This is a genomic window from Pseudoalteromonas sp. SCSIO 43201 (assembly GCF_023716725.1).
GTDB classification, from domain to species: domain Bacteria; phylum Pseudomonadota; class Gammaproteobacteria; order Enterobacterales; family Alteromonadaceae; genus Pseudoalteromonas; species Pseudoalteromonas peptidolytica.
The window spans coordinates 2,083,871-2,108,570 of the sequence record NZ_CP072683.1; the positions used below are offsets into that span (position 1 = coordinate 2,083,871).

The 24,700-nt window shown below is 40.8% G+C and carries 26 protein-coding genes, 4 tRNA genes and 1 pseudogene; 14 read left to right on the forward strand and 17 right to left on the reverse strand.

Translation table 11 applies throughout. The features are described 5' to 3' along the window. Nucleotides 1-38: 38 nt before the first annotated feature. The 10 genes from J8Z24_RS08940 to J8Z24_RS08985 form a co-directional block, all read right to left on the reverse strand. Nucleotides 39-260 carry a DUF2835 domain-containing protein gene (locus J8Z24_RS08940; RefSeq protein WP_125252722.1) on the reverse strand — a complete coding sequence of 74 codons (222 nt, stop codon included), beginning with the start codon at nt 258-260 and terminating at the stop codon, nt 39-41. Then, the gene (pepN, locus tag J8Z24_RS08945) at nt 261-2,846 is read right to left on the reverse strand and encodes an aminopeptidase N (RefSeq protein WP_252094544.1); all 2,586 of its coding nucleotides are present in this window, start codon (nt 2,844-2,846) and stop codon (nt 261-263) included. A gap of 155 nt (nt 2,847-3,001) precedes the next feature. Beyond that, on the reverse strand, nt 3,002-4,465 hold the full coding sequence (gene nhaC / locus J8Z24_RS08950) for a Na+/H+ antiporter NhaC (RefSeq protein ID WP_128731329.1): 1,464 nt from the start codon (nt 4,463-4,465) through the stop codon (nt 3,002-3,004). 413 nt (nt 4,466-4,878) lie between these two features. Next, nucleotides 4,879-6,909 (reverse strand): carboxy terminal-processing peptidase, encoded by a 2,031-nt coding sequence (prc, locus tag J8Z24_RS08955; protein ID WP_128731328.1) that lies wholly within the window; start codon nt 6,907-6,909, stop codon nt 4,879-4,881. 10 nt (nt 6,910-6,919) lie between these two features. Continuing rightward, nucleotides 6,920-7,570, reverse strand: coding sequence for an RNA chaperone ProQ (proQ, locus tag J8Z24_RS08960; RefSeq protein ID WP_128731327.1), 651 nt, complete (start codon nt 7,568-7,570; stop codon nt 6,920-6,922). A gap of 15 nt (nt 7,571-7,585) precedes the next feature. Next, on the reverse strand, nt 7,586-7,864 hold the full coding sequence (locus J8Z24_RS08965; protein ID WP_125252717.1) for a hypothetical protein: 279 nt from the start codon (nt 7,862-7,864) through the stop codon (nt 7,586-7,588). Further along, nucleotides 7,864-8,322 carry a free L-methionine (R)-S-oxide reductase MsrC gene (msrC, locus tag J8Z24_RS08970; RefSeq protein ID WP_125252716.1) on the reverse strand — a complete coding sequence of 153 codons (459 nt, stop codon included), beginning with the start codon at nt 8,320-8,322 and terminating at the stop codon, nt 7,864-7,866. The genes J8Z24_RS08965 and msrC overlap by 1 nt, the downstream gene beginning before the upstream one ends. A gap of 121 nt (nt 8,323-8,443) precedes the next feature. After that, a complete protein-coding gene (locus J8Z24_RS08975; RefSeq protein WP_128731326.1) occupies nt 8,444-8,821 on the reverse strand; it encodes a hypothetical protein in 378 nt (125 codons plus the stop codon). 181 nt (nt 8,822-9,002) lie between these two features. Next, nucleotides 9,003-9,093, reverse strand: a tRNA-Ser gene (locus tag J8Z24_RS08980). Nucleotides 9,094-9,135: 42 nt separating this feature from the next. Beyond that, nucleotides 9,136-9,226: transfer RNA gene (locus J8Z24_RS08985), tRNA-Ser, on the reverse strand. 295 nt (nt 9,227-9,521) lie between these two features. Between J8Z24_RS08985 and J8Z24_RS08990 the strand changes: the two genes are divergently transcribed. From J8Z24_RS08990 to J8Z24_RS09010, 5 genes are read left to right on the forward strand one after another with little or no spacing between them, the layout of a single operon-like run. Beyond that, nucleotides 9,522-10,187, forward strand: coding sequence for a Bax inhibitor-1/YccA family protein (locus J8Z24_RS08990; protein ID WP_252094545.1), 666 nt, complete (start codon nt 9,522-9,524; stop codon nt 10,185-10,187). Between the two features lie 55 nt (nt 10,188-10,242). Further along, a complete protein-coding gene (gene tusD / locus J8Z24_RS08995; RefSeq protein ID WP_176032398.1) occupies nt 10,243-10,596 on the forward strand; it encodes a sulfurtransferase complex subunit TusD in 354 nt (117 codons plus the stop codon). Beyond that, nucleotides 10,593-10,952, forward strand: a complete 360-nt coding sequence (locus J8Z24_RS09000) for a DsrE family protein (protein ID WP_128731323.1) — start codon at nt 10,593-10,595, stop codon at nt 10,950-10,952. Before tusD ends, J8Z24_RS09000 begins: the two co-directional genes overlap by 4 nt. After that, nucleotides 10,949-11,203 carry a DsrH/TusB family sulfur metabolism protein gene (locus J8Z24_RS09005; protein ID WP_128731322.1) on the forward strand — a complete coding sequence of 85 codons (255 nt, stop codon included), beginning with the start codon at nt 10,949-10,951 and terminating at the stop codon, nt 11,201-11,203. The genes J8Z24_RS09000 and J8Z24_RS09005 overlap by 4 nt, the downstream gene beginning before the upstream one ends. 5 nt (nt 11,204-11,208) lie before the next feature. After that, nucleotides 11,209-11,538, forward strand: a complete 330-nt coding sequence (locus tag J8Z24_RS09010; RefSeq protein WP_252094546.1) for a TusE/DsrC/DsvC family sulfur relay protein — start codon at nt 11,209-11,211, stop codon at nt 11,536-11,538. A gap of 68 nt (nt 11,539-11,606) precedes the next feature. Here J8Z24_RS09010 and J8Z24_RS09015 read toward each other — a convergent pair whose 3' ends face one another. The 3 genes from J8Z24_RS09015 to J8Z24_RS09025 all read right to left on the reverse strand — a co-directional run bounded on the left by J8Z24_RS09015 (nt 11,607) and on the right by J8Z24_RS09025 (nt 13,642). Next, nucleotides 11,607-11,960 carry a hypothetical protein gene (locus J8Z24_RS09015; protein WP_128731320.1) on the reverse strand — a complete coding sequence of 118 codons (354 nt, stop codon included), beginning with the start codon at nt 11,958-11,960 and terminating at the stop codon, nt 11,607-11,609. Between the two features lie 35 nt (nt 11,961-11,995). Continuing rightward, entirely contained in the window at nt 11,996-12,697 is a 702-nt protein-coding gene (locus J8Z24_RS09020) for a hypothetical protein (RefSeq protein WP_252094547.1), read from the reverse strand. A 645-nt stretch (nt 12,698-13,342) separates the two neighbouring features. Continuing rightward, nucleotides 13,343-13,642 (reverse strand): hypothetical protein, encoded by a 300-nt coding sequence (locus J8Z24_RS09025; RefSeq protein WP_252094548.1) that lies wholly within the window; start codon nt 13,640-13,642, stop codon nt 13,343-13,345. A gap of 267 nt (nt 13,643-13,909) precedes the next feature. On the opposite strand from J8Z24_RS09025, the pseudogene J8Z24_RS21955 reads away from it, so the two are divergent. After that, a pseudogene (locus tag J8Z24_RS21955) lies at nt 13,910-14,015 on the forward strand (IS30 family transposase); the annotation flags it as partial. Nucleotides 14,016-14,157: 142 nt separating this feature from the next. Here J8Z24_RS21955 and J8Z24_RS09030 read toward each other — a convergent pair. Continuing rightward, complete coding sequence (locus J8Z24_RS09030) at nt 14,158-15,387, reverse strand: amidohydrolase family protein (RefSeq protein ID WP_252094549.1); 1,230 nt, start codon at nt 15,385-15,387, stop codon at nt 14,158-14,160. A gap of 12 nt (nt 15,388-15,399) precedes the next feature. Continuing rightward, nucleotides 15,400-16,782 (reverse strand): amidohydrolase, encoded by a 1,383-nt coding sequence (locus tag J8Z24_RS09035; protein WP_128731316.1) that lies wholly within the window; start codon nt 16,780-16,782, stop codon nt 15,400-15,402. Between the two features lie 446 nt (nt 16,783-17,228). On the opposite strand from J8Z24_RS09035, the gene J8Z24_RS09040 reads away from it, so the two are divergent. Continuing rightward, nucleotides 17,229-17,573 (forward strand): DUF3718 domain-containing protein, encoded by a 345-nt coding sequence (locus J8Z24_RS09040; RefSeq protein WP_176032395.1) that lies wholly within the window; start codon nt 17,229-17,231, stop codon nt 17,571-17,573. Nucleotides 17,574-17,691: 118 nt separating this feature from the next. On the opposite strand, the gene J8Z24_RS09045 is transcribed toward J8Z24_RS09040, so the two are convergent. Then, nucleotides 17,692-18,384, reverse strand: a complete 693-nt coding sequence (locus tag J8Z24_RS09045; protein WP_147389890.1) for a DUF445 domain-containing protein — start codon at nt 18,382-18,384, stop codon at nt 17,692-17,694. Nucleotides 18,385-18,509: 125 nt separating this feature from the next. Between J8Z24_RS09045 and J8Z24_RS09050 the strand changes: the two genes are divergently transcribed. Continuing rightward, nucleotides 18,510-19,364, forward strand: coding sequence for a fructosamine kinase family protein (locus tag J8Z24_RS09050; protein ID WP_147389891.1), 855 nt, complete (start codon nt 18,510-18,512; stop codon nt 19,362-19,364). Between the two features lie 70 nt (nt 19,365-19,434). Beyond that, nucleotides 19,435-19,638, forward strand: a complete 204-nt coding sequence (locus tag J8Z24_RS09055) for a CPXCG motif-containing cysteine-rich protein (RefSeq protein WP_125252704.1) — start codon at nt 19,435-19,437, stop codon at nt 19,636-19,638. Nucleotides 19,639-19,934: 296 nt separating this feature from the next. Here J8Z24_RS09055 and J8Z24_RS09060 read toward each other — a convergent pair whose 3' ends face one another. Further along, nucleotides 19,935-20,582, reverse strand: coding sequence for a riboflavin synthase subunit alpha (locus tag J8Z24_RS09060; RefSeq protein ID WP_176032394.1), 648 nt, complete (start codon nt 20,580-20,582; stop codon nt 19,935-19,937). Nucleotides 20,583-20,808: 226 nt separating this feature from the next. Between J8Z24_RS09060 and J8Z24_RS09065 the strand changes: the two genes are divergently transcribed. The 5 genes from J8Z24_RS09065 to opgC all read left to right on the forward strand — a co-directional run bounded on the left by J8Z24_RS09065 (nt 20,809) and on the right by opgC (nt 24,700). Next, nucleotides 20,809-22,167 (forward strand): MATE family efflux transporter, encoded by a 1,359-nt coding sequence (locus J8Z24_RS09065; protein ID WP_252094550.1) that lies wholly within the window; start codon nt 20,809-20,811, stop codon nt 22,165-22,167. After that, nucleotides 22,142-23,137: a DUF3080 family protein gene (locus J8Z24_RS09070; RefSeq protein WP_176032392.1), complete on the forward strand. Its 996-nt coding sequence runs from the start codon at nt 22,142-22,144 to the stop codon at nt 23,135-23,137. Before J8Z24_RS09065 ends, J8Z24_RS09070 begins: the two co-directional genes overlap by 26 nt. A gap of 107 nt (nt 23,138-23,244) precedes the next feature. After that, a tRNA-Val gene (locus tag J8Z24_RS09075) sits at nt 23,245-23,321 on the forward strand. 20 nt (nt 23,322-23,341) lie between these two features. Beyond that, a tRNA-Val gene (locus J8Z24_RS09080) sits at nt 23,342-23,418 on the forward strand. A 178-nt stretch (nt 23,419-23,596) separates the two neighbouring features. After that, entirely contained in the window at nt 23,597-24,700 is a 1,104-nt protein-coding gene (gene opgC / locus J8Z24_RS09085) for an OpgC domain-containing protein (RefSeq protein WP_176032391.1), read from the forward strand.

The window sequence follows — 24,700 nt, forward strand, 5'->3', positions numbered from 1 at the left end:
TTAACAAAAATAAAATATGTTTTTCAGTTTGGCTGATACTAAGTAACTTTTTCTAACGACAGAAACTTGTTGCTATCATCCAAAATTAAGCGGAATCTGCCTCTGATCCCAATCGATGAAATAAATGGACGAATACGCTCAGCGGGAAAGCGTATCGTCTTCCCGCCATCTTCGATCACTTGTACTGAAGTATAGTGCCCATGGTAATAACCAAGGCACTTGTCATAACTCAATTCCATGTAAAAGAAGTACTCTTTCATTTACTGCGCCAACGCCTTTTCTACTTTTTCATATAAATCATCACTTAGCCCTTCTAGGCTCGCCAAACGCTCCAGCTGTGTTCTCATCAGCTTCTGACGCGTCTCATCATAGCGTCGCCAAGACATAAACGGCGTGATCATGCGGGAAGCATTTTGTGGGTTGATGCCATTTAGCTCGATTAGAAGGTCGCCAAGTAGCTCGTAACCTTTGCCGTCAATTCGATGAAATTGAGCCGGGTTACTGCGGGTGAAGCTACCAATGAGTGCTCGTACTCGATTTGGATTGCCTTTTTCAAAACATGGGTGGTCATAAAGTGTATTTATTTTCGTTATCACTTCATCATTTGGCAAGCTTGCGTGTAGTGCCAGCCATTTATCCATTACCAACGCGTCGTGACGCCACTGACTGTCGAACTCGCTGAATAAGGCTTCCATCTTCTCGTGCTCAGCTGATACCACAGCTTTGAGAGATGCAAGTTTAGTGGTCATATTATCTGACGCAAATTGTGTCCTCAGCGCATCTTCAACGAGTGTCGAATCAGTTCTAACCAAGTAGTATAAGGCTTTATTTTTAAATGCCCGAACGGCCACATCCTGCGCATCTAAAGAACCTGACTCGGTTGATGAAGTATAAGCGAGTTCCAAGTCTTGCTGTAGTGCCTGAGCAATCTGTGACTCAAATGCCTTAGATACATTCACTAACGCGTCTACTGGAATTGTCTTAAACTGACTCGCAAGCGTATCAAAAGTAGGTAAACTTAATAACTCTGCAAGCAGTGCAAGATCTCCTTCTAGGTGCTTAACCAATGAAGATAAGGCACCGAGTACCTTACTGTCTAAGCTATAATCACCAGAATCAATCGCAGCTTTGACGGCGATCATAAATATCTGCTGCATCGCTTCCCAGCGAGCATAGTCGCTTCGTGCAAAACGCAAAATATGTAGCAATTCATCAGTGGAATAATTGTATTCCATAATTACCGGTGCAGAGAAATCTTCTAATAGTACAGGTACAGGTTTTGTTGCCACTTGCTCAAATTCAAAGCGTTGTTCAAACTCAGTAATATCGAGTGCTCTTTGAATTTCACCCTTTTGCGTCAATAACGGGATGCTCAGCCCTTGCTCATCAAGCAATTCCAATTTGAATGGAATATGTAACGGCGCTTTTATCGGATCGCTATCTGCATGCTGCTGTGTAACTGTCATTGTATAGCGCTGTGCAGCACTATCGTATTCTGTCACTACATTTAGTCTAGGCGTTCCATGTTGTTCATACCACAGCTTGAACTGCGTTAAATTAACGCCAGAGGCATCCATCATAGCATTGACAAAATCATCACAGGTCACGGCTTGACCATCATGTCGGGTAATGTAAAGCTGCATCCCTTTTTGGAAGTTCTCTTCACCGAGCAAAGTATGCATCATGCGGATCACCTCGGCCCCTTTATTGTATACAGTCACTGTATAGAAATTATTCATTTCTATTACTTTTTCAGGCCTGATTGGATGGGCCATTGGGCCAGAGTCTTCAGCAAATTGATGAGTTCTCATCGCCATTACCGCGTCTATCCGATTTAACCCTCGAGACCCCAGATCGCTACTAAATTCTTGATCTCTAAATACAGTAAGCCCCTCTTTTAAGCTCAACTGAAACCAGTCTCGGCAGGTAATGCGATTACCAGTCCAGTTATGGAAGTACTCATGGCCAACGATTGATTCAATAGTGTGAAAATCTCGGTCTGTTGCAGTTTCTTGGCTTGCAAGTACACAAGCACTATTGAAAACATTGAGGCCTTTGTTTTCCATTGCCCCCATGTTGAAGAAATCTACTGCCACTATCATATAAATATCTAGGTCATATTCTAACCCAAAACGCAGCTCATCCCATGCCATTGCTTTTTTCAATGAAGTCATAGCATGTGGTGCTTTGTGTAAATTACCCTTATCTACAAATAGCGCTAATTTAACTTTCCGCCCAGACTTGGTTTGATAAGTATCTTCTAAAATATCAAAGCTGCCTGCAACCAAAGCAAATAGATAGCTGGGTTTTTTATATGGGTCATGCCACTTGGCAAAATGTCTGCCATCTTCAAGTGTGCCCTCTTCCACTTTATTGCCATTCGACAACAAAAATGGATACTTAGTTTCTGCGATAATAGTCACAGTGTAAGTGGTAAGTACGTCGGGTCTGTCCATAAAGTAGGTGATCTTACGAAAGCCCTCAGCTTCACATTGTGTGCAATAAGCACCATCAGATAAATATAACCCCTCAAGAGAAGTATTAGTCTGTGGAGATATGTGAGTCACAATGGTGAGTTCAAATTCAGCTGGCAGCTCATTCAATATAAGCTTAGCCTCTGTTTGCTCACGAGTGTGCCACTCTTTACCGTTTACTTGACAGGATTGCAGTTCTAAATCAACCCCATCCAATACTAGCTGTGATGCGCCAGCAGCTGCACGAAATTTACTAACAGCAGTCACTATGGTATTTCGTGGACTTAACTCAAAGGTCAAAGACAACTCATCGACTTGATGGCTAGGTGCAATATAGTCCTTACGATATTTAGCTTGTGGTTTTTGAGTCATAGATATTCCTTACAAAAACGCCCCAAATTGGGGCGTGTGATTAAATAAATTCATTTACGCCCATCTTCAATCGTTGTAGGCGATTTTCGCTTTTGGATCTGAGCTACCGTCGATTGTCATCAGTAACCTTGTAGCTTCTTTTCAAATCTCAGCACTTACTTTGATCCTTCAACCTTCATCTCTGGTGGCGTAATTTTCAAAATTTTAATACCAAGATACGCATAGATAACCGCTAATAATGGGTTAATCAAATTAAAAAACGCATACATGGCATAATCAAATGGATTGATCAGAAGTACGCTCTGCATGTAGGCACCACAGGTATTCCATGGAATAAGTGGACTGGTAATAGTACCGCCATCCTCTAACGTACGAGAAAGATTGACACTTTTTAAGCCTCGCTTTTTATATTCTTCTTTGAACATTCGTCCTGGAACAACTATCGCTATGTATTGATCGGCAGCAACCAAGTTTGTGCCAACACAGGTAGCTATTGTTGACGCAATAAGTGAGCCCGTACTCTTCGCTATTTTTAAAATACTGCGTACAAATACATCTAAAAGACCCGTTTTTTCCATTATCGCGCCAAACATCAGTGCAGTCATCACTAACCAAGTTGTGGTAAGCATTGAGGACATTCCACCACCGCTGAGCAAATCATCCATTTTTGCATCGCCAGTTTGTAGGGCAAAACCATCAAAAAAGGTTGCCCATACGAGTTTAATATAGCCAACTAATTCACCTTGGCTGCGATCAATTTGACTCGCAATTAACTCTCCTTGAAACAAAACAGCCCAAACAGCACCGATCACAGCGCCAATCGAAATAGCGGGAAAGGCGGGCATTTTTCTAATCGCAAGTCCCAGAAGCACTAATAGTGGAACTAGCATGAAAATATTTATATTAAAGTTGCTTTGTAATATAGAAACGATCTCATCTATGCGTCCGGCCTCGCTATTTACCTCAGCGTTGAAGCCCATAAAGATAAAAATAATAAGTGCGATGACAAAGCTTGGGACTGTCGTCCACAGCATATGTTGAATATGATCAAACAAATCGCTTCCAGCTACTGCTGGAGCGAGATTAGTCGTTTCAGATAACGGGCTAAGTTTGTCACCAAAGTATGCTCCGGATATAACAGCGCCCGCCGTGACCACCTGGTCTAGCCCTAAACCTGTCGCAACACCAAGCAGTGCAACACCAATAGTGGCAGCCGTTGTCCATGAGCTACCGATACTCATCGCGACCACACCACAGATCAAGCAGCTCGCGGCATAGAACCAGCTTGGATTAATAACCTGCAAACCGTAATAGATTAACGTCGGAACAGTTCCGGATAGTAACCATGTGCCGATTAAGGCACCAACCATCAACAGAATGATAATTGCACCAAGGGAAATCGTGATCCCCTTGATCATCGCTTCTTCCAAAGTTTTCCAAGTGTAGCCATTTTTCAAGCCAATTAATGCAGCTGTGAAAGTAGCAAATAACAATGCTATTTGGTTAGGACCCGACGAAGAACTATCACCATACAGATATACGGCGGCCCCCAGTAAAGTGACAAGCAGCGTAATCGGGATAAGCGCGTCGACAAATGACGGCTGTTTTTGTTGTTTCAAAAGGAATACTCCTATGCACGACGACTCATGCTTATAATTATTTTATTTGTAGTATACCGTTTTGAGCCGTTTTGAATATCCTTGTACGATGTGGACAAACCACATTTAACATTCAAAAAGCCTCAAAAAAGTATTAGCCCAAAAAATTTCGCAGATCATAGCAAAGATTGTAAAATAAAAGTAATACCAATTTCACTAATTAACCTGAGGTTTAGATAAGGAATATTCTAACTCATTGTTGCTAGGACACAACTTCGCTTTCTCCTTGTCTAGACAGAAAGTTTTAGGGGACCCCCTTCCACGTCCTGCTCTCGCTAAGGTAACTGCGCACCAATAGCTAGCATCAATTATCAGCAGCTAAGGTTAGATAGGATGATACAAAGATAAAAGGCGCTTGAAGCGCCTTTTATCAGTTACGAACCTTGTTTGGCTATTCGACCATACGATATGAGATCTTGTGTGATCAGTGCTGCCTCTTCTAGATAGGGATCTAGCTCAGATATGACTTCAGGTGCATCGTCTAAATCTTCGACGGGTTCCAAACCAAGTCGTTTCAAGCGCTCATTTGTACGTTTCAGTACGAGTGCATCTCGCTCTTCACGCTCTTTAATTCGCTCGGCTTCAACCAAAGATATAGATTTATCGTCTTTACGTGCCTTGTATTGTTCAATATCTTGATAGACATAAGTGAACTCAGGCTCTTTTTGAACTCGCTCGTCATGGCGCTTACTTAAATATTGGATCATAGAAGATAAATTATCCAAACTTGAGTATTTGGCCCTAACGATGCTATCCCAAGGTAATGCGTTATCTTCCTGACTTTCCCCCCAATCTTCAGGGTTGACAGCTGAAGGCAATAAAATGTCTGGAATCACGCCTTTGTGCTGCGTACTACCACCATCAATACGATAAAACTTAGCAATGGTATAAGTTACGCTTCCCAAAGGATTTTCAAATAAATCGTAATTCTTACCCAGCCCACGATGTTGCTGAACCGTACCCTTACCAAAGGTTTGCTCACCAATCACAACGGCACGGCCATAATCTTGCATCGCAGCGGCGAAAATTTCAGATGCTGATGCGCTATAACGATCAACAAGTACAGTTAAGGGACCATCGTAAAATGTAATGCCATCTCTATCTTGTTGGCTTTCAACTCGATTATATGCTGTGTGGATCTGAACAACAGGGCCTTGGTCGATAAAGAGACCTGATAGCTGTGTCGCCTCATACAAAGAACCACCACCATTTTGTCGTAAATCGACGATCACACCGTCAACTTCTGCTTCTTTTAATTTGGCAAGTTCAGTTTTTACATCTTGAGAAAGGTTGTTGTAAAAACTTGGAATTTCAATAACTCCAATTTTGCTCTGCAGATCAGAGTACTTAGCTTCAAATACCTCTGACTTTACTGCGCGGTCTTCAAGTTTTACTTTGTCTCGGACAATCTCAACCACTTTTGGTGTACCGTGGCTATCAGCTCCTTTCAAGTACTGTAAACGTACTGTAGTGCCTTTTGGTCCTTTAATGAGATCGACAACGTCATCTAACCGCCAGCCAATCACATCTACAAATTCTTTTTCACCTTGCGCGACACCGATAATTTTATCTTCTGGTTTCAGCTTTTCAGTTTTATCTGCGGGCCCACCAGGCACTAAGCTACGGATAACTGTATAGTCTTCATCATAACTCAACACCGCCCCGATGCCTTCAAGCTCAAGATCCATGTCCATCTTAAATTGCTCGGCTCTTCGAGGGGACAGGTAAGAGGTATGTGCTTCGATGCTACGTGCAAAAGCGTTCATAATGACTTGAAACGCATCTTCACTGTTAGTTTGGGCCAAGCGCTTTTGTGCATTTTTGTATCGCTTGGTGAGTATTTCTTTAATTTCTTCCCAGTTTTTACCAGTCAGTTTCAATCTCAGCGCATCTGATTTAACACGCTGACGCCAATACTCATCAAGCTCAACCATTGAATTTGCGTAGTTATCGTCTTCTCTATCAAAGATGAACTCGTCTTTTTTCTCAAAGTCCATTTCTTTTTCGAGGAGACCTATTGCAAAATCATAACGTTCAAAACGTCGCTTCATACTCAAATTGAACATGTCATAGGCAAACTCGAGTTTGCCTGAAATCAATGCGTCGTCAAAGCGCTTTCTGTATTGCTGAAAGCTTTCGATATCCGACTGCAACAGCAAGGATTTATTAAAATCGATTGCTTCTACATAGCGGTCGAATATCTTATCAGACAACGCATCATTAAAGCTGAAGCGTTTATAGTGTTGTCGAGTAAATAAGTTGGTCACTCGCTTACTAGCCGTTGTATGCTGCGCTTCAGGTTTAAGAACCGGCAAGTCTTTAATGGTGACTGTGCTTGTCGAGGCTAAAGAAACACTCGATACGAACGCTGCGACTAGGGAAATGAGTGGTAACTTTTTACTCATATACAACTCCTTATTGGATAAATAGGCTGTCTGCTTTGGTCTTAACTTGCATTCCTGTTACAAGCTCTACGTGCACTTCGTCATTTTTAACTTCAGTGATAGTAGCATTAACAAGCGCTTGACCAAGCTTAACTTTTACTTTGTTATTAACCTTGACCTGTTCTGCTGGTAAAGGTTCAACTTTACCACTGCGCTTAGGTTTAACTTCAGCAGGTTTATTATTCATTTTAGGGCGTTTTTGGTCTTGACGATCCCTTCCATGTGGTTTCTTTTTGTAAGATTTTGTTTCGCCATCACGATTGTTTGGACGCTGTGGCTTTTTGCGTTTAGCCATTTTAGCGCGGCTCTCAGCAAGTGCCTTTTCCGCATGCTCCACATGTTCCTGCTCAACCTTTTCGGCTTGATTACCATCAAGGTCAATACGGAACTCATTTTTAGTGACAGCTTCTAAATAGCGCCAATTAGATGTGTATTTACGAAGCGCTTGACGTACCTGAGTTTTACTGACTTTGTCAGACCCTTCAATACGCTCTGCGATATCTTTAAAAATACCTACTTTAAGTGGTTTGATCCCTTCCTTTTGCTTAAAGCACTTAGGAAATTCGGAAAATAAGAAGTCTAATACTTCATTTATGTCTTTTAGCTTGTTTGTGGTTTCCATTTTTAAACCTATTAATTACATCTGCTCATCGAGCGACGAGTTTATATAGTGTGTTACCCAGTCAGTTAGCTCTTCTATATCTGCTTCAAGAAGTGCCAAATCACCGCGAAGATGTTCCCAAATGCCTTCGATGAGATTATCAATTGTATCGCAATCTAAATCTTCAGGGAGTAAATCCCAGGCGTGATGAATAAGCTCATTTAAGCGCTCTGCAACCACCTCTTCTTCGCCTTCCCAATCACCAACATCGGCATAGGAAAACAAATAATCTTGTACCTGAAGCATATCCTTCATTAAAGTGTTTCCTCAAAAACTTTAACAAATGCTTCTAAGCCTTTTTTGTCTTGCTCATCAAATCTTGCCAGACTAGGACTGTCGATGTCTAGCACAGCTATCACTTTATTATCTTTGAAGACAGGGATGACGATTTCTGAATTTGATGCCGCGTCGCATGCAATGTGACCCGAAAATGCGTGAACATCTTCAACCAGCTGCGTTTCGCAGCTTGCCGCAGCAGTTCCGCACACCCCTTTTCCTACTGGTATACGGATACAAGCTGGATTACCTTGAAATGGTCCAAGTACAAGTTCATCTGCACTGTCCATAAGATAAAACCCAGCCCAGTTGATATCCTCAAGGGTTGTAAATAAAAGCGCACTCAAGTTAGCCATATTGGCAACCATGTTATGCTCACCACTGATCAAGCCCTGAGCTTGTTTCACTAAAGTTTGATAAAAATCTTGCTTTTGCATTACCATCAAATTCACGAATTGAACGACAAAAGCTAAAGGTACTCTTTCGGAGAAATAATTAAAACCTTTTCGACTGAAAAAGTATTAATTATCTGTAAAAGCTACGCTACTCGGTCAATTATCACTCAGTTTTATGATTGCGTGCCCGCAAACCAAACAAGAAAAGCCCTGCTGCTAGCATTGACATTAAGGCGTTAACAATAAAACCCACTCCCGATTGTGTGGAAAAAAGATAGCTGAATAGCGCACCACCAAGTAAACCCAATGTTAGCAAACCGCTATATTGCACCTTGTTGTACTTAAACATGAGGATATATCCAGGGACAACGAATAGGCACATGGCAAGACCAACGATATAAGCATTCGAAATTGCACTAAGTAGTAAGTTAAAGAACATCTCACTGCGACCGAGTGTAAAGCTGTAGTAGATACCAAGTACACTGCCTACGATCAATGGGGACAATAAAGAAAACCCTACCCCTTTGCCAACTTGTTTCATATTCAACACTCTCTACACATATTATTTATTCAACATGATAGAGTATTGTGCAAGCCAAGACCCTGCACTAGCAGACTTTGGTCTAATAGGGATTTTAATCGAGTATATACGGCTGAAAATATAGCGCGGAAAAACTTGATACTAGGAACAAAAAAGCCCTCGAATTCGAGGGCTTGAAATGTGGCGGAGAGATAGGGATTTGAACCCTAGATACGCTATTAACGTATGCCGGTTTTCAAGACCGGTGCTTTCAACCACTCAGCCATCTCTCCAAAACCTAAAATTTACGCACTATGGCATAAATCAAAAATAAGTGGCGGAGAGATAGGGATTTGAACCCTAGATACGCTATTAACGTATGCCGGTTTTCAAGACCGGTGCTTTCAACCACTCAGCCATCTCTCCGCAGCGGGGCGAATAATAGATAATCCCCCTGCGCTTGTGAAGCTTTTTTTTAAATTTTTTGACTGTTTGCGTAAATTTCGCCCCTTTCGGATAATTAGCAATCAAAATTAAGCTGTTTGCTGTGTTTCTGCGAACTTATCACAATATTCAATGTCTTAAGCTAAAAAGAAACTATGATATATACAATCACATTAACAGCGATATTGATCTAGAAACCATTGCCCCAACATATAACTATTGATACTCTTGTCCGAGTTATTTTTGGGACAGCATGTTTTACTAAGGAGCTTGAATCATGGCATTCAATCATTCATACAACACTGCAAAACCGCTAATGTCGACAATGGAAACCAATAAAGTGTTGAAAAACACTTACTTCCTATTGGCTATGACATTGGCATTTAGCGCCGTAACCGCTGCAATTTCTATGACAATGGCACTTCCGCCAATTACGGGGATTGTATGTTCACTTGTGGCTTTTGGCTTGTTATTCGTAATAGGTAAAAAGGCAAATTCTTCATCCGCGATAGGTTTGGTCTTCTTGTTCACCGGTATTCTGGGTTTTGGTTTAGGTCCGATGCTCAACCATTACGCAGCATTACCAAACGGTGGTATGCTAATCGCACAAGCGCTTGGTACGACCGCACTCATTTTCTTTGGTTTATCCGCTTATGCACTAACAACCAAAAAAGACTTCTCGTTTATGGGTGGCTTTTTAACGGTTGGTTTAATCGTGGTTATTATCTCAAGCCTAGTAAACTTGTTCATTGGATCGAGCATCGCGTTTATGGCAATTAACGCGGCAGTTGTTTTATTAATGTCTGGCTTTATCCTTTATGATACAAGCCGAATTATCAACGGCGGCGAGACAAACTACGTGCTTGCAACTGTGAGCTTGTATTTAAGTATTTATAACTTATTTACCAGTATCCTTGCCCTTTTAGGTTCGTCGGATGACTAACTCAGAATTTCTGATAAAATAAGCCCCATTACGGGGCTTTTTTTATGAGTAAAATTTGAGTCAAATAGCCATATCAGTGCACTTTGGCGTAGCTGCACAATCAAAGTTAACTTTACTAGAGCGGTATGTCGATGCCGCTATTAAAAGTGACCATCAAATCGCGTGTATCTTTCTATACCAAGATGGTGTTTATCACGCCAGTCAAAATATCATACACGCTTCCGACGAATTGCAACTAAACGCACTTTGGCAACGCATCAAAGATAAAGGGATCCCCCTGTTGCTGTGTGTCACCGCTGCGGAAAAGCGCGGCGTTAACATCGAAGACGTTAGCCCTTTCACCGTTGCTGGCCTTGCGGAGTTTGCCATGATCTCGAGTAAGTCTGATAAGTGGGTGCAGTTTAAATGAGTAAAAACGTGTTAATTATTTCTCAAACCAGTCCATTTGACCAAAATAGTCTGAAAGAAGCGCTCGATGTCGCACTAATCTATGCAGCGATTGATCAACAAGTAAGTTGGCTTTTTACCGGTTCTGCTGTGCTATCGCTCCAGAAAGCCCTTAATGCTCCACTACTGGGTTTAAAAGACATGTTTAAGCAATTAAAAACTCTGGAAATTTATGATGTCGAGCGGGTTTATGCCTGTCAGTCAGCGATGGAGGAGTTCAACGTATCGGCACACTCCCTTGCTGTTGCTACTGAAATCAAAAATCAACATGAAATCCTTGCGTTAATCAAACAACATGACTTTGTGGTGACACTATGAGTACGCTACATATTATTTCTAGTATCGAAGCATGCAATCAGCTGCAGTTTGTATCCCATCACGACACAATTTTATTATGTAATGATGGCTGCTTTGGGCAAACGCGTATCTCAGCTGGGGATGCAAATGTGGTGATGCTGCAAACTTGCGCCAGTGCCAGAGGTATTGTCCCAGAAGCCGGAGTAAAGCTTATTTCTGACAAAGACTGGGTTGAGCTGACCATTACGATGAACAATTCAATTACTTGGTAATCATCATGCTAGAATTTAACAACCACACTATAGAGACAGATAAACAAGGCTATTTGCTAGATCATACTCAATGGACTAAAGATTTAGCACCCCTTCTAGCCGCAGAAGAAAATATTGAGCTTTCAGATGCACATTGGGAAGTCATTGAATTTGTAAGAAATTTTTATCTCGAATACAATACCAGCCCCGCGATCCGCATGCTGGTAAAGGCAATGGCTAAAGCACTAGGCGAAGATAAAGGTAATAGCATCTATTTATATAAGCTATTTCCAAAAGGCCCAGCCAAACAAGCAACAAAAATAGCCGGATTGCCAAAACCCGCCAAATGTATTTGATAATACTTGATAAAAAATATGAAGCTTATTACTCCATAAGCTTCATATTTAATCATAATAAGTTAAAATTAGTTTGAAGCAATTACCCCATCAAAAACTTTATCAATCATTACTTGAGCCAACCGTTCATCTATAGACAATGGTTCAGGCACTGCATAATCAATATCCACAACGCCATTGTCCGTCAATACCAACTTAGATGCTATTTGATATTTTGACAAGCTTCGTGAGCTATAGTCATAGACATAAACCTTTTCTCCTAATTGCCCCGTATGCGCTCTAATTGCCTCACTTTGTTTTTTTAAATCGGAGCACATATGACAGCTGGTTAAGACATTATATTTAGCTTGAAAACCACAGTATGCTATAAAGCTCACTAATGAGAGAAATATTAATAATAGCCCTAAAAGATATTTTTTCATATTGGCTCCTAATTAAGCATTTGGAATCAGTTCTCTTAGTACGTTTCCAACACGTTATGCTGGCTATCGTAAGCATTAAGTACTTTAAAATCCTCGCCGTCACTTTGCTCACTTTCAACCGCAAGCACATAACTTCCATCGGTAAACACTAATTTATGAAGGAGCTTTAAATCTACAAGTTCATTGGTATCCATATCCAAAATATCTCTAATTGAAATTAGCAAAGGCTTGATACGACTTTTTAGATTAACAATAATTTCCTTATTTAAGCTACTTCTCATCGCCGATGTTAAGATAAAGTCATTTGCATTCTCCTTGCTCCAATCCCCTTCAACCTGGTGAGCTGCTATCAAGTAGGGTGATTCGCTCAAATAGCTACCATAATTCAAGCTTTCCAGAAATAATGATTCTAGTGGTTCAAGCGCCATTGACTCTTTTTCAGTTAATGAAAGTACTCTGTATTGCGGTATGTAAACTTGCTCACTCTCAACACTCGCTTTATCATGATAAATTTCGACCTTGCTCAAGTTTCTATTTACAAAATCATAAATAAAAACAATGCCATTATTGCCTATGCCTAATATTTCTATTGCAACACTTCTAGCCTCAATATCTTGGCATCCATGGCAACCACCTAATAATCTAAATTGATTACTACTCACTTTCTCTGTGCTTGAATGGCAAATAAAACTGAAAAACAAGATAAATACAAATGAGATCTTAAAGTTAATATTCATAATTATTCCTTTTTATATATAATATTAATGAGTTACAAAGTCACTGACTAACTACAAGACGCTAAGCAGGTCATCCGACTATTGTCAGAGGAAATAGTGCAACTCGTCTTTATTCTCGGGCAAGAGCGAGACAATTCAGCTTGTCGCATTCTTAGGCCTAGCTCTGACACATACTCTTTGAAATTTTCATAACGAGCCCATTGCCTATGCTGATAATACTGTGGTGTATTGGGGGGCGTGACAGGGATGGTGTTGCCGTCTCCATCTTTAACTTCAACTATGTTATAGGTTTGTCTATGTAGGTTAGGTTCAACTTTTACGTATGAGCCATCTGGAAAAATTATATTAAAATCAAATTTCTCTGAAAAGATCGCAAATCTTTTTATGTTAAGAGCAGAAGTAATCCTATTTACTAAGGTTGAAACTCTATTATATCCAAGCCGAAAGTGCGTATCAAATAATTCATCTCGCATTTGTGAACTCCGAACAAAGTCATAAGCGTTGTTACCATAGGAACTTGAGCTAACAACTAAATCAGTATGGAGAGAGCCTCGGTTAACTTCATAGGTTAATGAGCGCTCTTTAAAATCATTAAAGACTTGAACAATATTTTGCCCATACTCTCTTTCTCTAGATGATAATACTTCACCTCTCACTCTTTTTTTGGGACTCGCAGGGTAGGGTCAACTTGGATCCACTCATAATATACATAATACTTTTTAAGTGTTCACGCTGGGTATTTAATACGAAAATAGTGCCACTTTCCCCAGGTTCCCATGCGTCTTTAGCGGCAGATTGACTATAGCTTTCGCTACATCCATGGCAGGCTGTCATATTATGTTTAAGATCAGTGTTTAGTTCAGAATTAGCCTGAGCATTACAGCTGAAGACTAAGGCAAAAGCAAAGTAGATTATAAAATCATTTATTCCAAATGTTCTTTTCATATATTTATCCTTAAATATTTACTTTAAAACCAAACCAAGGGTAGTTTAAAAAACAACCAAAATCAACATTAATAAAAAGAGAGTTTTAAATATTTTAGATTATTATATTTTACACAACAATATAATTAAGATAGAGATTTCAACTCAGTGTGACGGTGCCTGATTAATCTCAACCTAAACTTCGCTATATACTAGTGAAAAAAGAAACAGGCGCCTATATAGTTGCTTTTCGGGCTAATGAAAAAGTGCGCTAACAGGGGAAAGCTTAAGCAAATTGCGCACATAGAACAGGCGCTAAATGCGAGGCCGAGAAAATTCCTAGGGCTTAGGCAATCAGCCGTGATATTTCGATGAATTACGCAAAGCAGCCTAATTTAACGAGAAGTACGCTTCGGGCTTGAATTCACGATTACATAACCTGTTTGAAAAATAGCAACGCTATACAAAGCTATTTATAATTTAAAAAGCCTAAAACCTTAGACTATTTTAGGCTTTTTAAGCTATTCTTAACTATATTACTTCGTATACGCTCTTGGCATATCAGAATCTGTCGTATATCTGTCTCTTAGTTTATCGTGGCGTGACTCGGTAGACACTTCCTCGCCATTGATCCAGATCTTATCAATTGTAGTGCTAAATTCAAAAGGATCTGCGCTCCACATCACAATATCTGCGCGCTTGCCAACTTCTATTACACCACCATCAATACCAAGCGCAGCCGCTGGGTTTGCAGTAATTGCCTTTAATGCGCCAGCATGGCTCATACCATTTGCTACAGCAATACCTGCATCAAAACGCAGCTGGTAAACATTGTGACTTCCATCACCACCAATGGACAAAATAACTTCCACCCCGGCTTTTTCTAGCTTTCCAGCATTATCAAGGCTTGCGTGCATAGAATCAAAACTAGAGGGTAAATTTGACACCGCACTGAGGATAACTGGCACGTTAGCTTTAGCTAACTCGTCAGCGACTAATACAGCATCATTAGCACCTTTAATGATTAGGTCAAGGCCAAACTGCTCCTTAACTTTAATCACTTCTAATATATCTGAAGCTCGTGATACCGAAGCAATAACTGGCATTTCGCCCGCTAACACTTGAGTTAACACCTGCTCTTCAGCGGTTGGTTTAGCTTTGTCTTTATCATCCTTTTTATTTTGCTTTTCTTGGTGCGACGCAAGCTTTTTGACGACATTATCTAATGACTTTGCACGAGACCCTTCGCTTTTGGCACCCAAGTGAATAACTAAAGCGCTTTGCCTATCAGTTACGCTATCAAACGTACCCGATAAATCAACCACAAAGCCAAGCCCTGCGAATTCACTTTTGCCACCCCAGGGCGTAACTAAGTTTTGTGTAACACCACCCTTTCTTGCGTACGCGATCAAGCTACTACGAGGGTTAAATGCAGTACTTGCATCAAAGTCTATACCAGCTGCGTCATCACCGGCGTCCCGAGAGGCTGCGACTGCCCCCACCTCAACCAAACCTAGTTGGTTCATGGAGCCGATAAACCCTGGCGTGATAATTTTACCACTGGCGTCAATCGTCACATCAGCATTTATGTTATTTGGACTAATCGCTTTTATTTTACCGTTTTCAATTAGTAGCGTGGCCCCCTCAATCACCCCTTCAGCCGTCGCGGTGTGTAGAGTGGCATTTGTAATTGCAGTGACTTCTGCAAATGCAGCCGAATGAGCAAGTAAAGCGCTAGTGATCATGGCTAATTTCATGGTTTTCATCTCATCAACTCCTTACTTTTGACCTAACATAAAGTCACTAACTGCTTGGTATTTTTCATCGTTGCGGTCATAAACTTTGCCACCATCTATAAATACCTGCTCTGCTTGAGAATAAACACTAAAAGGATTCGTGTTCCAGATCACCACATCGGCCTGCTTACCCTGCTCAAGCGATCCAGTTTTGTCTTGGATCCCAAGAGATTTTGCTGCATTGGCAGTGATCCATTTGATAGCATGTTGCTCACTAATATTGAAGCCTGACTGATTAGCTGTATTCATCACTTTTGATGCTTCATGATTTAGGCGCTGGATAGTTGTACCTGAATCTGAGTGAACCACTGCACAAGAGTTCTTCACTGCATCAACAATAGCAACATTCTCCTGAACCATATCGTACGCTTCCATTTTGAAGCCCCACCAATCTGGCCAAAGTGCCGCACAGTTACCATTTTCAGCCAAAAGATCAGCAACTTTATATGCTTCAATACCGTGATGGAATGTCCCTGCGTGATAACCAAACTCTTTTGACAAGTCGATCATCATGGCCATTTCTTCAGCTTTATAACAATGGTTATGAATTAAAATCTCGCCGTCTAACACTCCACGTAAGGTATCAAGTTTGATATCACGTTTCGGTGCATCTGGATTCAAGCCAGCAGCATATTCTGCTTCATATTGTTCCCAAGCGCGCTTGTATTCACCGGCTTCAATCCACGCTTCTCGATAGCCAGCCATATTACCCATACGAGTATACGGTGCGACGCCCTTTGATCCATATACGCGCTTAGGGTTTTCACCACATGCCATTTTGAGGCCGTAAGGTGCATCTGGAAACTTCATCGCTTGCATTGTTGGTGCTGGCACATTTTTCAATGTAACCCCTCTACCCCCAAATAAATTGGCTGAGCCTGGTAAGATCTGTAATGTAGTGATCCCCCCTTCCCGAGCTCGGTTAAACCCGGGATCCTGAGGCCAAACAGAATGTTCGACCCAAACTTGTGAGGTATTTGGGTTAACTATCTCGTTACCATCACTGTGTGACTCTACACTTGGGCTAGGGTAAGCACCAAGATGTGAATGCACGTCAATAATGCCGGGCGTGACCCACTTACCTTGTGCATCTATTGTGGTATCAGCTGTGACGGACAAATCTTTGCCAACTTGTTGGATTTTCCCGTCAACAATAAACACATCACCTTGCTCAATCTTATCACCAGTCCCCGTTAACACAGTTGCATTAGTAATTAAAGTGGATCGTGAAGGTACTGCTTTATACGTGCTCGGATAGGGATTTTTTTCTATTGTTACTTTTTCTTTCTGAGGGCCGTTGTCCTGACAACCCATCAGCGCAGCGGCAATACCAGCTACAACTATGGAGGGAGTATATTTAACCATTTTTGTCATCTCTATTGTTTTTTTGTGACTTTAACTTGTACACCACTAATTTACGCAATTATGCGCTTTAGTGACAAGTAATTACGACGAACGCCCCTTATTATAACGTATGTTTTGACATTCGGGAGAGACAAAATCTAACCATTGATCTGGAATGTAAATTAACGTCAGTATTGACACGTTTTGACATATTTCCGTCCATTGGTTAAAAAATCGCATGCTTTTGTGAGATGCCGCATTAATTAAATGTAAATATTCTTATTTTGATAAAAAAACTTTTCCAAATATGACGGAGTGGAGAAAAAAATACCTTTTAAAACAGGGAAGTAAAAAACAAATACACACTTGTAATACTCTATTACATTCCGAATTACTTGATTTACAGCATTCACGAGGATCTTTGGCAATACTAACTAGGTGTCCAAGAGATAGCCAAGGAGCTAATCATGAAACTGTTCAATTTAGTATGTCTTACTTCACTTTTTGCTGCCGCTAGCGCATCAGCTGCTAATTTCAGTCCCGCAGACGACTCGATCGCCACCAAAGTATGTATGTCTGTCGTTAAAGACAACAAGCTACATCTACATAACACACTAAAAAGTAGCCGTTTAGATAAGCGTATCATTGAAGACAAGCTACACTGTAACGATCTTCCTGTCGGCGAATTTGCAGCCACCTATGGCTTCAATACTGTAGCAAAGTATTTAGGTGCTGATGAAAATGTAAAAACGAGCATCAAAGACATAGCAAAAATCTCTGACAAAACCATACATGTCTCCGGCTCAAGGTAATCACTAAGCCGGCGACCCTAAGTTAGCAATTAGTATCCAAGGCGTAGATACCCTGACTACGCCTTTATCATTATCCCCAGAAAACTGCGGTGACTTGAGCATTAACCCATTGAATAGGTCAAACTAACGCTGTTAGTAAACCAAACGATCCACCGAAAACACCACCCCAAACTACGAGCCAGCCTAAGTGTGTTTTAATCATATTTTGTATAATCTCCTTTACCATCTTAGGAGTCAGTTCGTTCAGTCGTTCATCTACTGCCGTTTCAATCGTCTTGTGAATGTCATCTCCCATTAGTCCAGCACTCAAGGCTTCGCTAACAGCAGCGTCAAACTCGGGTTGTTCACCAAGCTCAATAATAGCGACGCGCATTTTCTCAATAAATGGTTCCCTCAGTGGCTGGACGGCTTCTGTACCACCGAACATCTGTAACATTGCACCAAATTGAGAGGCCTCTATCACGTTGAGTAATCTGTCGAATGCAGGGTTTAGGTCAACTTTGTTCGCTATTGGAGTTAAATCGAATTTGGGATGTTCATTACTTAAAAATTTTTCTAACTTTTCTTTGCTGAAAAACTCACTCAAAATAAGTTCTCGAATAGATGCTTTAAACGACTCAAACTTTATCGTGATAATCCCCGATCCGTATAGGAATGGTACCTTTTCGAATAACATATGTATCGCCAACCAATTTGTCATCGCTCCTGATAACGCAAATAGCCCTATTGAAAACACCACATCCTGCTGCCACACCAGGCCGCATACTGTGATGACCGCCGCAGTCAAATTGGTAATGATATTTTTATTCAATGTACTTCCTTTGGATAAAATCGCTTGACCGATATTCTATTTTTTTTATAAAAAAGCCTCAAGTATTTGTGATCTTGAGAATTTCAACCATATTTTAAACTAAGTGGCTCTGTTGGATCTTACTTATGTGGAACAAGGTCAACCAACAAATCTCTGAATCTCTTCATGAAACATTTGAACTGTCTTCAAAACAGACACTTAAAAGCTATGGCTCTAAAAAGCTATACAAAATTTCTAACCAGCATCATCAATTTCTGGTGAAGGTGGCTCCCATACAAGCGCTTGAGCGTTTTGAGTGTGAAGTAAACAACAGAGAGAAGCTCATTCGCGATTCGGACTTTTTAATCGCAGACACCATTACCCTCGGTACCAGTGTAGAATTTTGCTTTTTGGTATTAGAGTGGCTAGAACTTGATCATCGTAACGAAAATTGGCTTGAATGCGGTGAAAACCTAGCAAAACTGCATCAACGTCACGAGCAAGAGATGTATGGACTGGAAGAAGATAACTATATCCATGAGCTACCTCAACCAAATCAGTGGCACAAAAAATGGGAAGTATTTTTCGCCGAGGAAAGAATCGGCTGGCAGCTTCAATTACTCGCTGAAAAAGGCGTTGTATTGACCGATATAGATACGTTTGTAGAGCACCTCAAACCGTTATTGCCACATCATGTCGCGCCCTCATTGGTTCATGGTAACTTTTGGCATGGCAACATTGGTTTCAGTGAGCGCAAGCCAGTGTTATTTTCACCGGCTTGCTATTATGGGGATAGGGAGATCGATATCGCTACGGCTTCTTTATTTGCCCCACTCCCAGAGGCATTTTATCAAGGTTATAGTTCAATCTACCCACTTGCTGACAATGCGTCGCAAAGGTTAGCAATTTATAGGCTATACCCGCTGTTAGTTCAAGCTAACCTATTTGCTGGCAAATACCTACGGGATGCCGCAGAGCAGGTAAATGCAATACTCAAGTAATTGCCATATTTTCGTCATAATGAACTATAATTAGTCGGAGTACATCTTGGCCAATATTTGTGGGGGGCCAATGAAAAATCTATACCAGCAACGTATCGAATGCCCGCACTGCGGGCACCATATTTTCGTTAGCCTAGATACCAGTGAAGGTGATCAAGACTACTATGAGGACTGCGCAGCATGCTGTAGCCCAATACATCTAAATATGCATCTCGATCATTTGCATAACAAACTTGAGTTAAGAGTTGATAGCGACGATGAGCAAATATTCTGAGTAACTTAAAGTGTAGGCTCAAAGATACGGACTCGCTTGCTTAAGATTTCTTTTTTGAAGCGAGAAAGTCTTGTCGACAATACAGCTTTCCCTAAAACTCTCGGGCTAGATAAGAAGGTAAAGCAAGTTGTGCCCTGACAGTAAAGAGGTAGAGCACTCCTTCTCCAAACTTCTGGTTAAATAAATGTTTATCGCAATCCGCGTCAGATTCATTCCTTGATATTGAACAAGTATAAAGCCTAGTTGGTTTCGTATCGTCAGCAAAAGTCAAAAAAGCGAAACACCCACGACACCATTTAATCGCTAACATGCTCCAGCAAGGACTGCTTTTTCATGTAATTTTCTACGGTATTTATTATCGTGTAGGTTTGCTGGTCGACCTCAATATTAACAGTATCATTCTCACTACAAGTACCTAAATTGGTTAGCGCCAATGTTTCTGGTATTAGGTGAAGCCAAAAGCCATGTTTGTCCACTTCCCCTACTGTAAGGCTCGCCCCATTTACTGCAATAAAGCCTTTATACATAACATATTTTCGCCATGCTTGCGGTAGAGCAATGTGCATTTTTACATTGCCAGCACTGCGTTTAATCACGCTAATATGGCCAGAAGTTTGAATGTGCCCTGAGATAATATGTCCGCCAAGCTCTGTGCCAAATGTCATTGAGCGCTCGAAATTAACCTGCTCTCCTCGCGTAATATTGCCTAGGTTTGTTAACGTTAACGTTTCATCAATCACATCGAAGCTAACCTGACCGACCACATCATTGTCTAATCGTTCAAAGTGCACTACGGTGAGGCAACATCCATTAATCGCAATACTTGCACCTAATGTGAGTTTATCTAAATATTTGCTGCCAACAGACACCACTAGCCTGACTAGGTTTTCTTCTCGTTTGGCTGATACAACTGTCGCTTTGGTTTGAACAATTCCAGTAAACATATCTACCCTCATGATTTCAGAAACTGGATTGTAACTAAATCAACTGAAAAGGTGTACTCAATATCCACATGATATTTTACCTCCAGTTAGTTTAACTTGGATCGCAGCCCAGACTAGAAAACAATTAAGCCTTCGGATATAAACCGCATGTATTAAACCGCAAAGTTTTGCTATATGTCTTTTGCTAAAATAAAATAACGTTTTATTCCTCAAGCAGTACCGCATCATGAATTTCTCAACTTGGGAAGCTAGACGTTTGTTACAGTTGGCTATCCCCGTTTTTCTTGCACAAGTAACTTTAGTACTCATGACCGTTGTAGATACTATGATGGCAGGCCAGGTAAGCGCTGAAGACCTCGCCGCTCTTTCCATAGCGACGGGTGTTTGGAACCCTTTAATATTCAGTTTGCAAGGTATTTTGCTGGCATTAACGAGCATAGTGGCACACTGTCATGGTGCTAATGACCAAGCTGGCATAAAACAGTTTTTTCAGCAAAGTATGTATTTATCTTTAGGGCTGTTTTCTATCGGGATCTTAATTGCTAATTATACGCCAGTTGTTTTTAGCAACATCGGTGCTAGTGACAACGTGCAAGGTCTCGCACAAGGTTACATCGATTTTGTTAAATGGGGACTCTTAGGCTTTTTAATATTCACAGTTTATCGCAACGTAACAGAAGGTGTAGGACAGACCAAACCCGCATTCTATATCAGTGTCGTGGGGCTTGGTATCAACATCATTGCGAACTACATATTTATTTACGGAAAATTTGGCGCGCCAGCCCTCGGTAGCGCTGGGTGTGGTTTAGCCACCACAATTGTGCTGTGGTCTATGGCAATCGTTCAGTGGCTTTACAGCCTAAAAAGTAAACATATTCCAGGTAAGGCTCTGATTACTGGGTTTTCCAAGCCAAATCTATCGGTCATGAAGTATATTGCCGCACTTGGCTTTCCCATTGCCCTAGCAACGTTTTTTGAGGTCACGCTGTTCGCTTGTATTCCTTTATTTATTGCGGATTTAGGCTCAATAGCTGTCTCCGGTCATCAGATTGCAGCAAGTGTAACCACCATGTTGTTCATGATGCCTCTTAGTTTATCTATGGCTATCGCTATACGTATTGGAAATTTAACTGGACAAGGAGCAACAGCCAACCTTCGAGTTGCAATAAAAACAGCCTTTACTTTGGCAATCTTAATTGCACTATTTGTCGCGGTGGTGACGTATATAAGTAGAGATAGTATTGTGTGGCTATATACGAAAAATGAGGAAGTTGCTGCTCTTGCGACCAGTATTATGGTTTTAGCCTGTTTGTATCAATTACCAGACGCGTTACAAGTCTCTGCAAACGGCGTGTTAAGGGGATTAAAATACACCAAGCCAATATCGTGGGTAACATTTATATCTTATTGGTTAATTGGATTTTCTCTGGGGTACATATTGGCAAAGACAGACTGGATCACAACAGCGATGGGGCCACAAGGGTTTTGGATTGGTATCATAATCGGGTTGAGTACCGCAGCGGTGTTGCTGGTGACATGCGTGAATAAGAGGGTGAATTTTGAAATTAGCAAAGCAAATACTTAGTCTAATTATCATATTACTTGTGACTGCTTGCTCAAAGCAGCCGTCGGATACGTTTGCAGATTATCAAAGTAGACTTGCTTCAGCCAGTGATATTGAAGTGGTTAAGCCTCAACCACTTCATAACATTGACATACAAACAGTATCTCAGCCGCAAAGCGAGCTGAGCATTTCTGTTTTAGATATTGCCCAAACTGGGCATTGTAAAATAACGAACTTAATTGCAGCTCAGAACAACCAATTAGGGAAAGTAAGTTATCCGAGTGAGCGATTAAAGTATACCATTGAGTTCCTTCAGCATGCTCCCGACTGCATTACTCATCCCAAAACCAAGAAAGAACTCAGCCAAATCTTGATCCAAGCTCTGGCAGAAAAGCGAACGCAACTGCCTTTGTTTTTTCTACATATGATGACTAATGAAAAAGAGCTCGCAAGCCTTGGGTTATTAACTACCTCAGAGATCCCACCAGAACCAACCGCACTAATGGGCGACACATTAGCGGCTGTTAATATACTCGCTGATGTGGCTGTCAATATAAATGATCCCGATCAGATTGCAGCAACCACCATAACGCCTGCATTAAAAACGTTATCTCACCGATTTATATCGTCACTTTTGACCAGTTTACGTAAACAAACACAGTTCAATACCGCTGCCACTTTACAAATGAAAAATCTCAAGCTAGAAGAAGGCGTGTGTCGCAAAGGGAGTAACAGAAAACAGGCACACATTATTAGTAATGTTTTCTCTAAGTACTACCTGAACGATATACAGCCATATCAAGCAATGTTAACATCAATAACACAGCAGCTCATCCGAGACTGGCAACCTATTCAGATAGTGTTTGAAAAACATGGCATTTCTGATCCGCTCATGCTGCAATCGCATTTAGACGAACTCAAAGCTTCTGCTAAAGCGCACGTCATTTGGTGGCAAAATTTTTATAAACTGTGTGAAATAACACCATCATGAGCAAAAAAAAGGCAAACAATCAAAAAATTAGGAAAGGCGCTTGATCCAACCGCTCAGTCACTATATATTACAACGCGTTGACAGGGATTCCCCTGATAAACGTCAGTACGACCGTAGCTCAGTTGGTTAGAGCACCACCTTGACATGGTGGGGGTCGGTGGTTCGAATCCACTCGGTCGTACCAAAAACACCTCAAAAAATTGTACAACCGTAGCTCAGTTGGTTAGAGCACTACCTTGACATGGTAGGGGTCGGTGGTTCGAATCCACTCGGTTGTACCAAAACTCAATAAGTCTTAATATATCCAATACTTCCTTATCTCCATAAAAATTTTTGCAAAATATATGTCTATTAAAATATTTCATTAGCAATATTTTTAAAAAAGGAACAAAGTAATACCAATTTTTTAATTAAGAAGTCGATATAACATCGCTAGGCACTTCAAGGAAAGAAAAATAAATGGATAGGTATACAGTGTATGATGGGTTAAGGGGTTGGCTTCTTATCATTATTACCTGTAATCATTTATATGGTAATTTCATTCCGCAGATCACCCGAGCACCATTAGGACTTGTGTCTGCAGCCGAAGGATTTGTTTTCTTGTCAGGCTTTATTGCTTACTTGGTTTACTCACGATACAGCGAAGACAGCGCTAAACTCAAGACTAAAATTTGGCAGCGTTGTTGGACTATCTATAGCTTTCATATATTAGCTATCACGTTAACCTTTACATTAGTCGGAATATTTCCGATATACGTATCGCAATGGTCAGGATTTTTTAACGCAGCGAACTGGTTTGTCAGCCCCACGCAGAGCTATTTTTTAGCCTTGCTATTGTTAGAGCAACCGGGCTACCACGATATTCTAGTATTGTATTTAGTCCCTATGATCTTACTTCCTTTTGCTATTAGTGCCATCAAACGAGGGAATGCGACTAGGGTTGCAGCCATCACCGTCTTTATTTGGTTGATGTCTCAATTTGTAACTATGCAGTGGTTTACACCGTTGCTTGAGCTATTAGGTTTAGATGTATCAACGAATGTTAGCTACTTTAACCCCTTTTCATGGCAAATTTATTTTTATATGGGTGTCCTCCTTAGCTACTTAAAATATGATAAGAATATAAAGTTTAGCTTTCCCTTGGGCATTAAAGTTTTTCTACTTTCGTTGCTCGGAACTATAGTCGTCATTAAACACACGGCTCCTGAGTTAATGCAGCCGTACGTCTATGGTAGCGGTAGCGCTTCGCTCGTATACCAATTCAACTTATTGCTTGTCATCTATCTCTTTATGTTGTTAATGCGTAGTGTCCCTTTTGTCTTTACGTTGAAATATCCAGTTTTTTTAGGGCAACATGCCCTACCCGTCTTTAGTTTTCATACCATTGTTATTTACTTTTTACAGCCTTTCAGCCAGCCATATACATTAGCATATTGGTATTGGGATCTGCTCACTTGCTTATTTTTTCTGGCGCTACTTGCTCTACCCGCCAAGATGGACCAAATATGGCGGGCAAGCAACCTAAGAAACCAATTTATTCAGTGGTATCGGTTACCAAGTTAA

Bases quoted from the DNA above. Each gene is read 5' to 3' on its own strand.
- J8Z24_RS09040 (WP_176032395.1), top strand. From the start codon at position 17,229: ATGAAACTGTTCAATTTAGTATGTCTTACTTCACTTTTTGCTGCCGCT.
- J8Z24_RS09025 (WP_252094548.1), bottom strand. From the start codon at position 13,642: ATGAAAAGAACATTTGGAATAAATGATTTTATAATCTACTTTGCTTTT.
- J8Z24_RS09020 (WP_252094547.1), bottom strand. From the start codon at position 12,697: ATGAATATTAACTTTAAGATCTCATTTGTATTTATCTTGTTTTTCAGT.
- J8Z24_RS08940 (WP_125252722.1), bottom strand. From the start codon at position 260: ATGAAAGAGTACTTCTTTTACATGGAATTGAGTTATGACAAGTGCCTT.
- J8Z24_RS09030 (WP_252094549.1), bottom strand. From the start codon at position 15,387: ATGAAAACCATGAAATTAGCCATGATCACTAGCGCTTTACTTGCTCAT.
- msrC (WP_125252716.1), bottom strand. From the start codon at position 8,322: ATGCAAAAGCAAGATTTTTATCAAACTTTAGTGAAACAAGCTCAGGGC.
- opgC (WP_176032391.1), top strand. From the start codon at position 23,597: ATGGATAGGTATACAGTGTATGATGGGTTAAGGGGTTGGCTTCTTATC.
- J8Z24_RS09005 (WP_128731322.1), top strand. From the start codon at position 10,949: ATGAGTACGCTACATATTATTTCTAGTATCGAAGCATGCAATCAGCTG.
- J8Z24_RS08990 (WP_252094545.1), top strand. From the start codon at position 9,522: ATGGCATTCAATCATTCATACAACACTGCAAAACCGCTAATGTCGACA.
- J8Z24_RS08965 (WP_125252717.1), bottom strand. From the start codon at position 7,864: ATGAAGGATATGCTTCAGGTACAAGATTATTTGTTTTCCTATGCCGAT.
- pepN (WP_252094544.1), bottom strand. From the start codon at position 2,846: ATGACTCAAAAACCACAAGCTAAATATCGTAAGGACTATATTGCACCT.
- J8Z24_RS09010 (WP_252094546.1), top strand. From the start codon at position 11,209: ATGCTAGAATTTAACAACCACACTATAGAGACAGATAAACAAGGCTAT.
- proQ (WP_128731327.1), bottom strand. From the start codon at position 7,570: ATGGAAACCACAAACAAGCTAAAAGACATAAATGAAGTATTAGACTTC.
- J8Z24_RS09015 (WP_128731320.1), bottom strand. From the start codon at position 11,960: ATGAAAAAATATCTTTTAGGGCTATTATTAATATTTCTCTCATTAGTG.
- J8Z24_RS09000 (WP_128731323.1), top strand. From the start codon at position 10,593: ATGAGTAAAAACGTGTTAATTATTTCTCAAACCAGTCCATTTGACCAA.
- J8Z24_RS09035 (WP_128731316.1), bottom strand. From the start codon at position 16,782: ATGGTTAAATATACTCCCTCCATAGTTGTAGCTGGTATTGCCGCTGCG.
- J8Z24_RS09055 (WP_125252704.1), top strand. From the start codon at position 19,435: ATGAAAAATCTATACCAGCAACGTATCGAATGCCCGCACTGCGGGCAC.
- J8Z24_RS08975 (WP_128731326.1), bottom strand. From the start codon at position 8,821: ATGAAACAAGTTGGCAAAGGGGTAGGGTTTTCTTTATTGTCCCCATTG.
- J8Z24_RS09065 (WP_252094550.1), top strand. From the start codon at position 20,809: ATGAATTTCTCAACTTGGGAAGCTAGACGTTTGTTACAGTTGGCTATC.
- prc (WP_128731328.1), bottom strand. From the start codon at position 6,909: ATGAGTAAAAAGTTACCACTCATTTCCCTAGTCGCAGCGTTCGTATCG.
- J8Z24_RS09050 (WP_147389891.1), top strand. From the start codon at position 18,510: ATGTGGAACAAGGTCAACCAACAAATCTCTGAATCTCTTCATGAAACA.
- J8Z24_RS09060 (WP_176032394.1), bottom strand. From the start codon at position 20,582: ATGTTTACTGGAATTGTTCAAACCAAAGCGACAGTTGTATCAGCCAAA.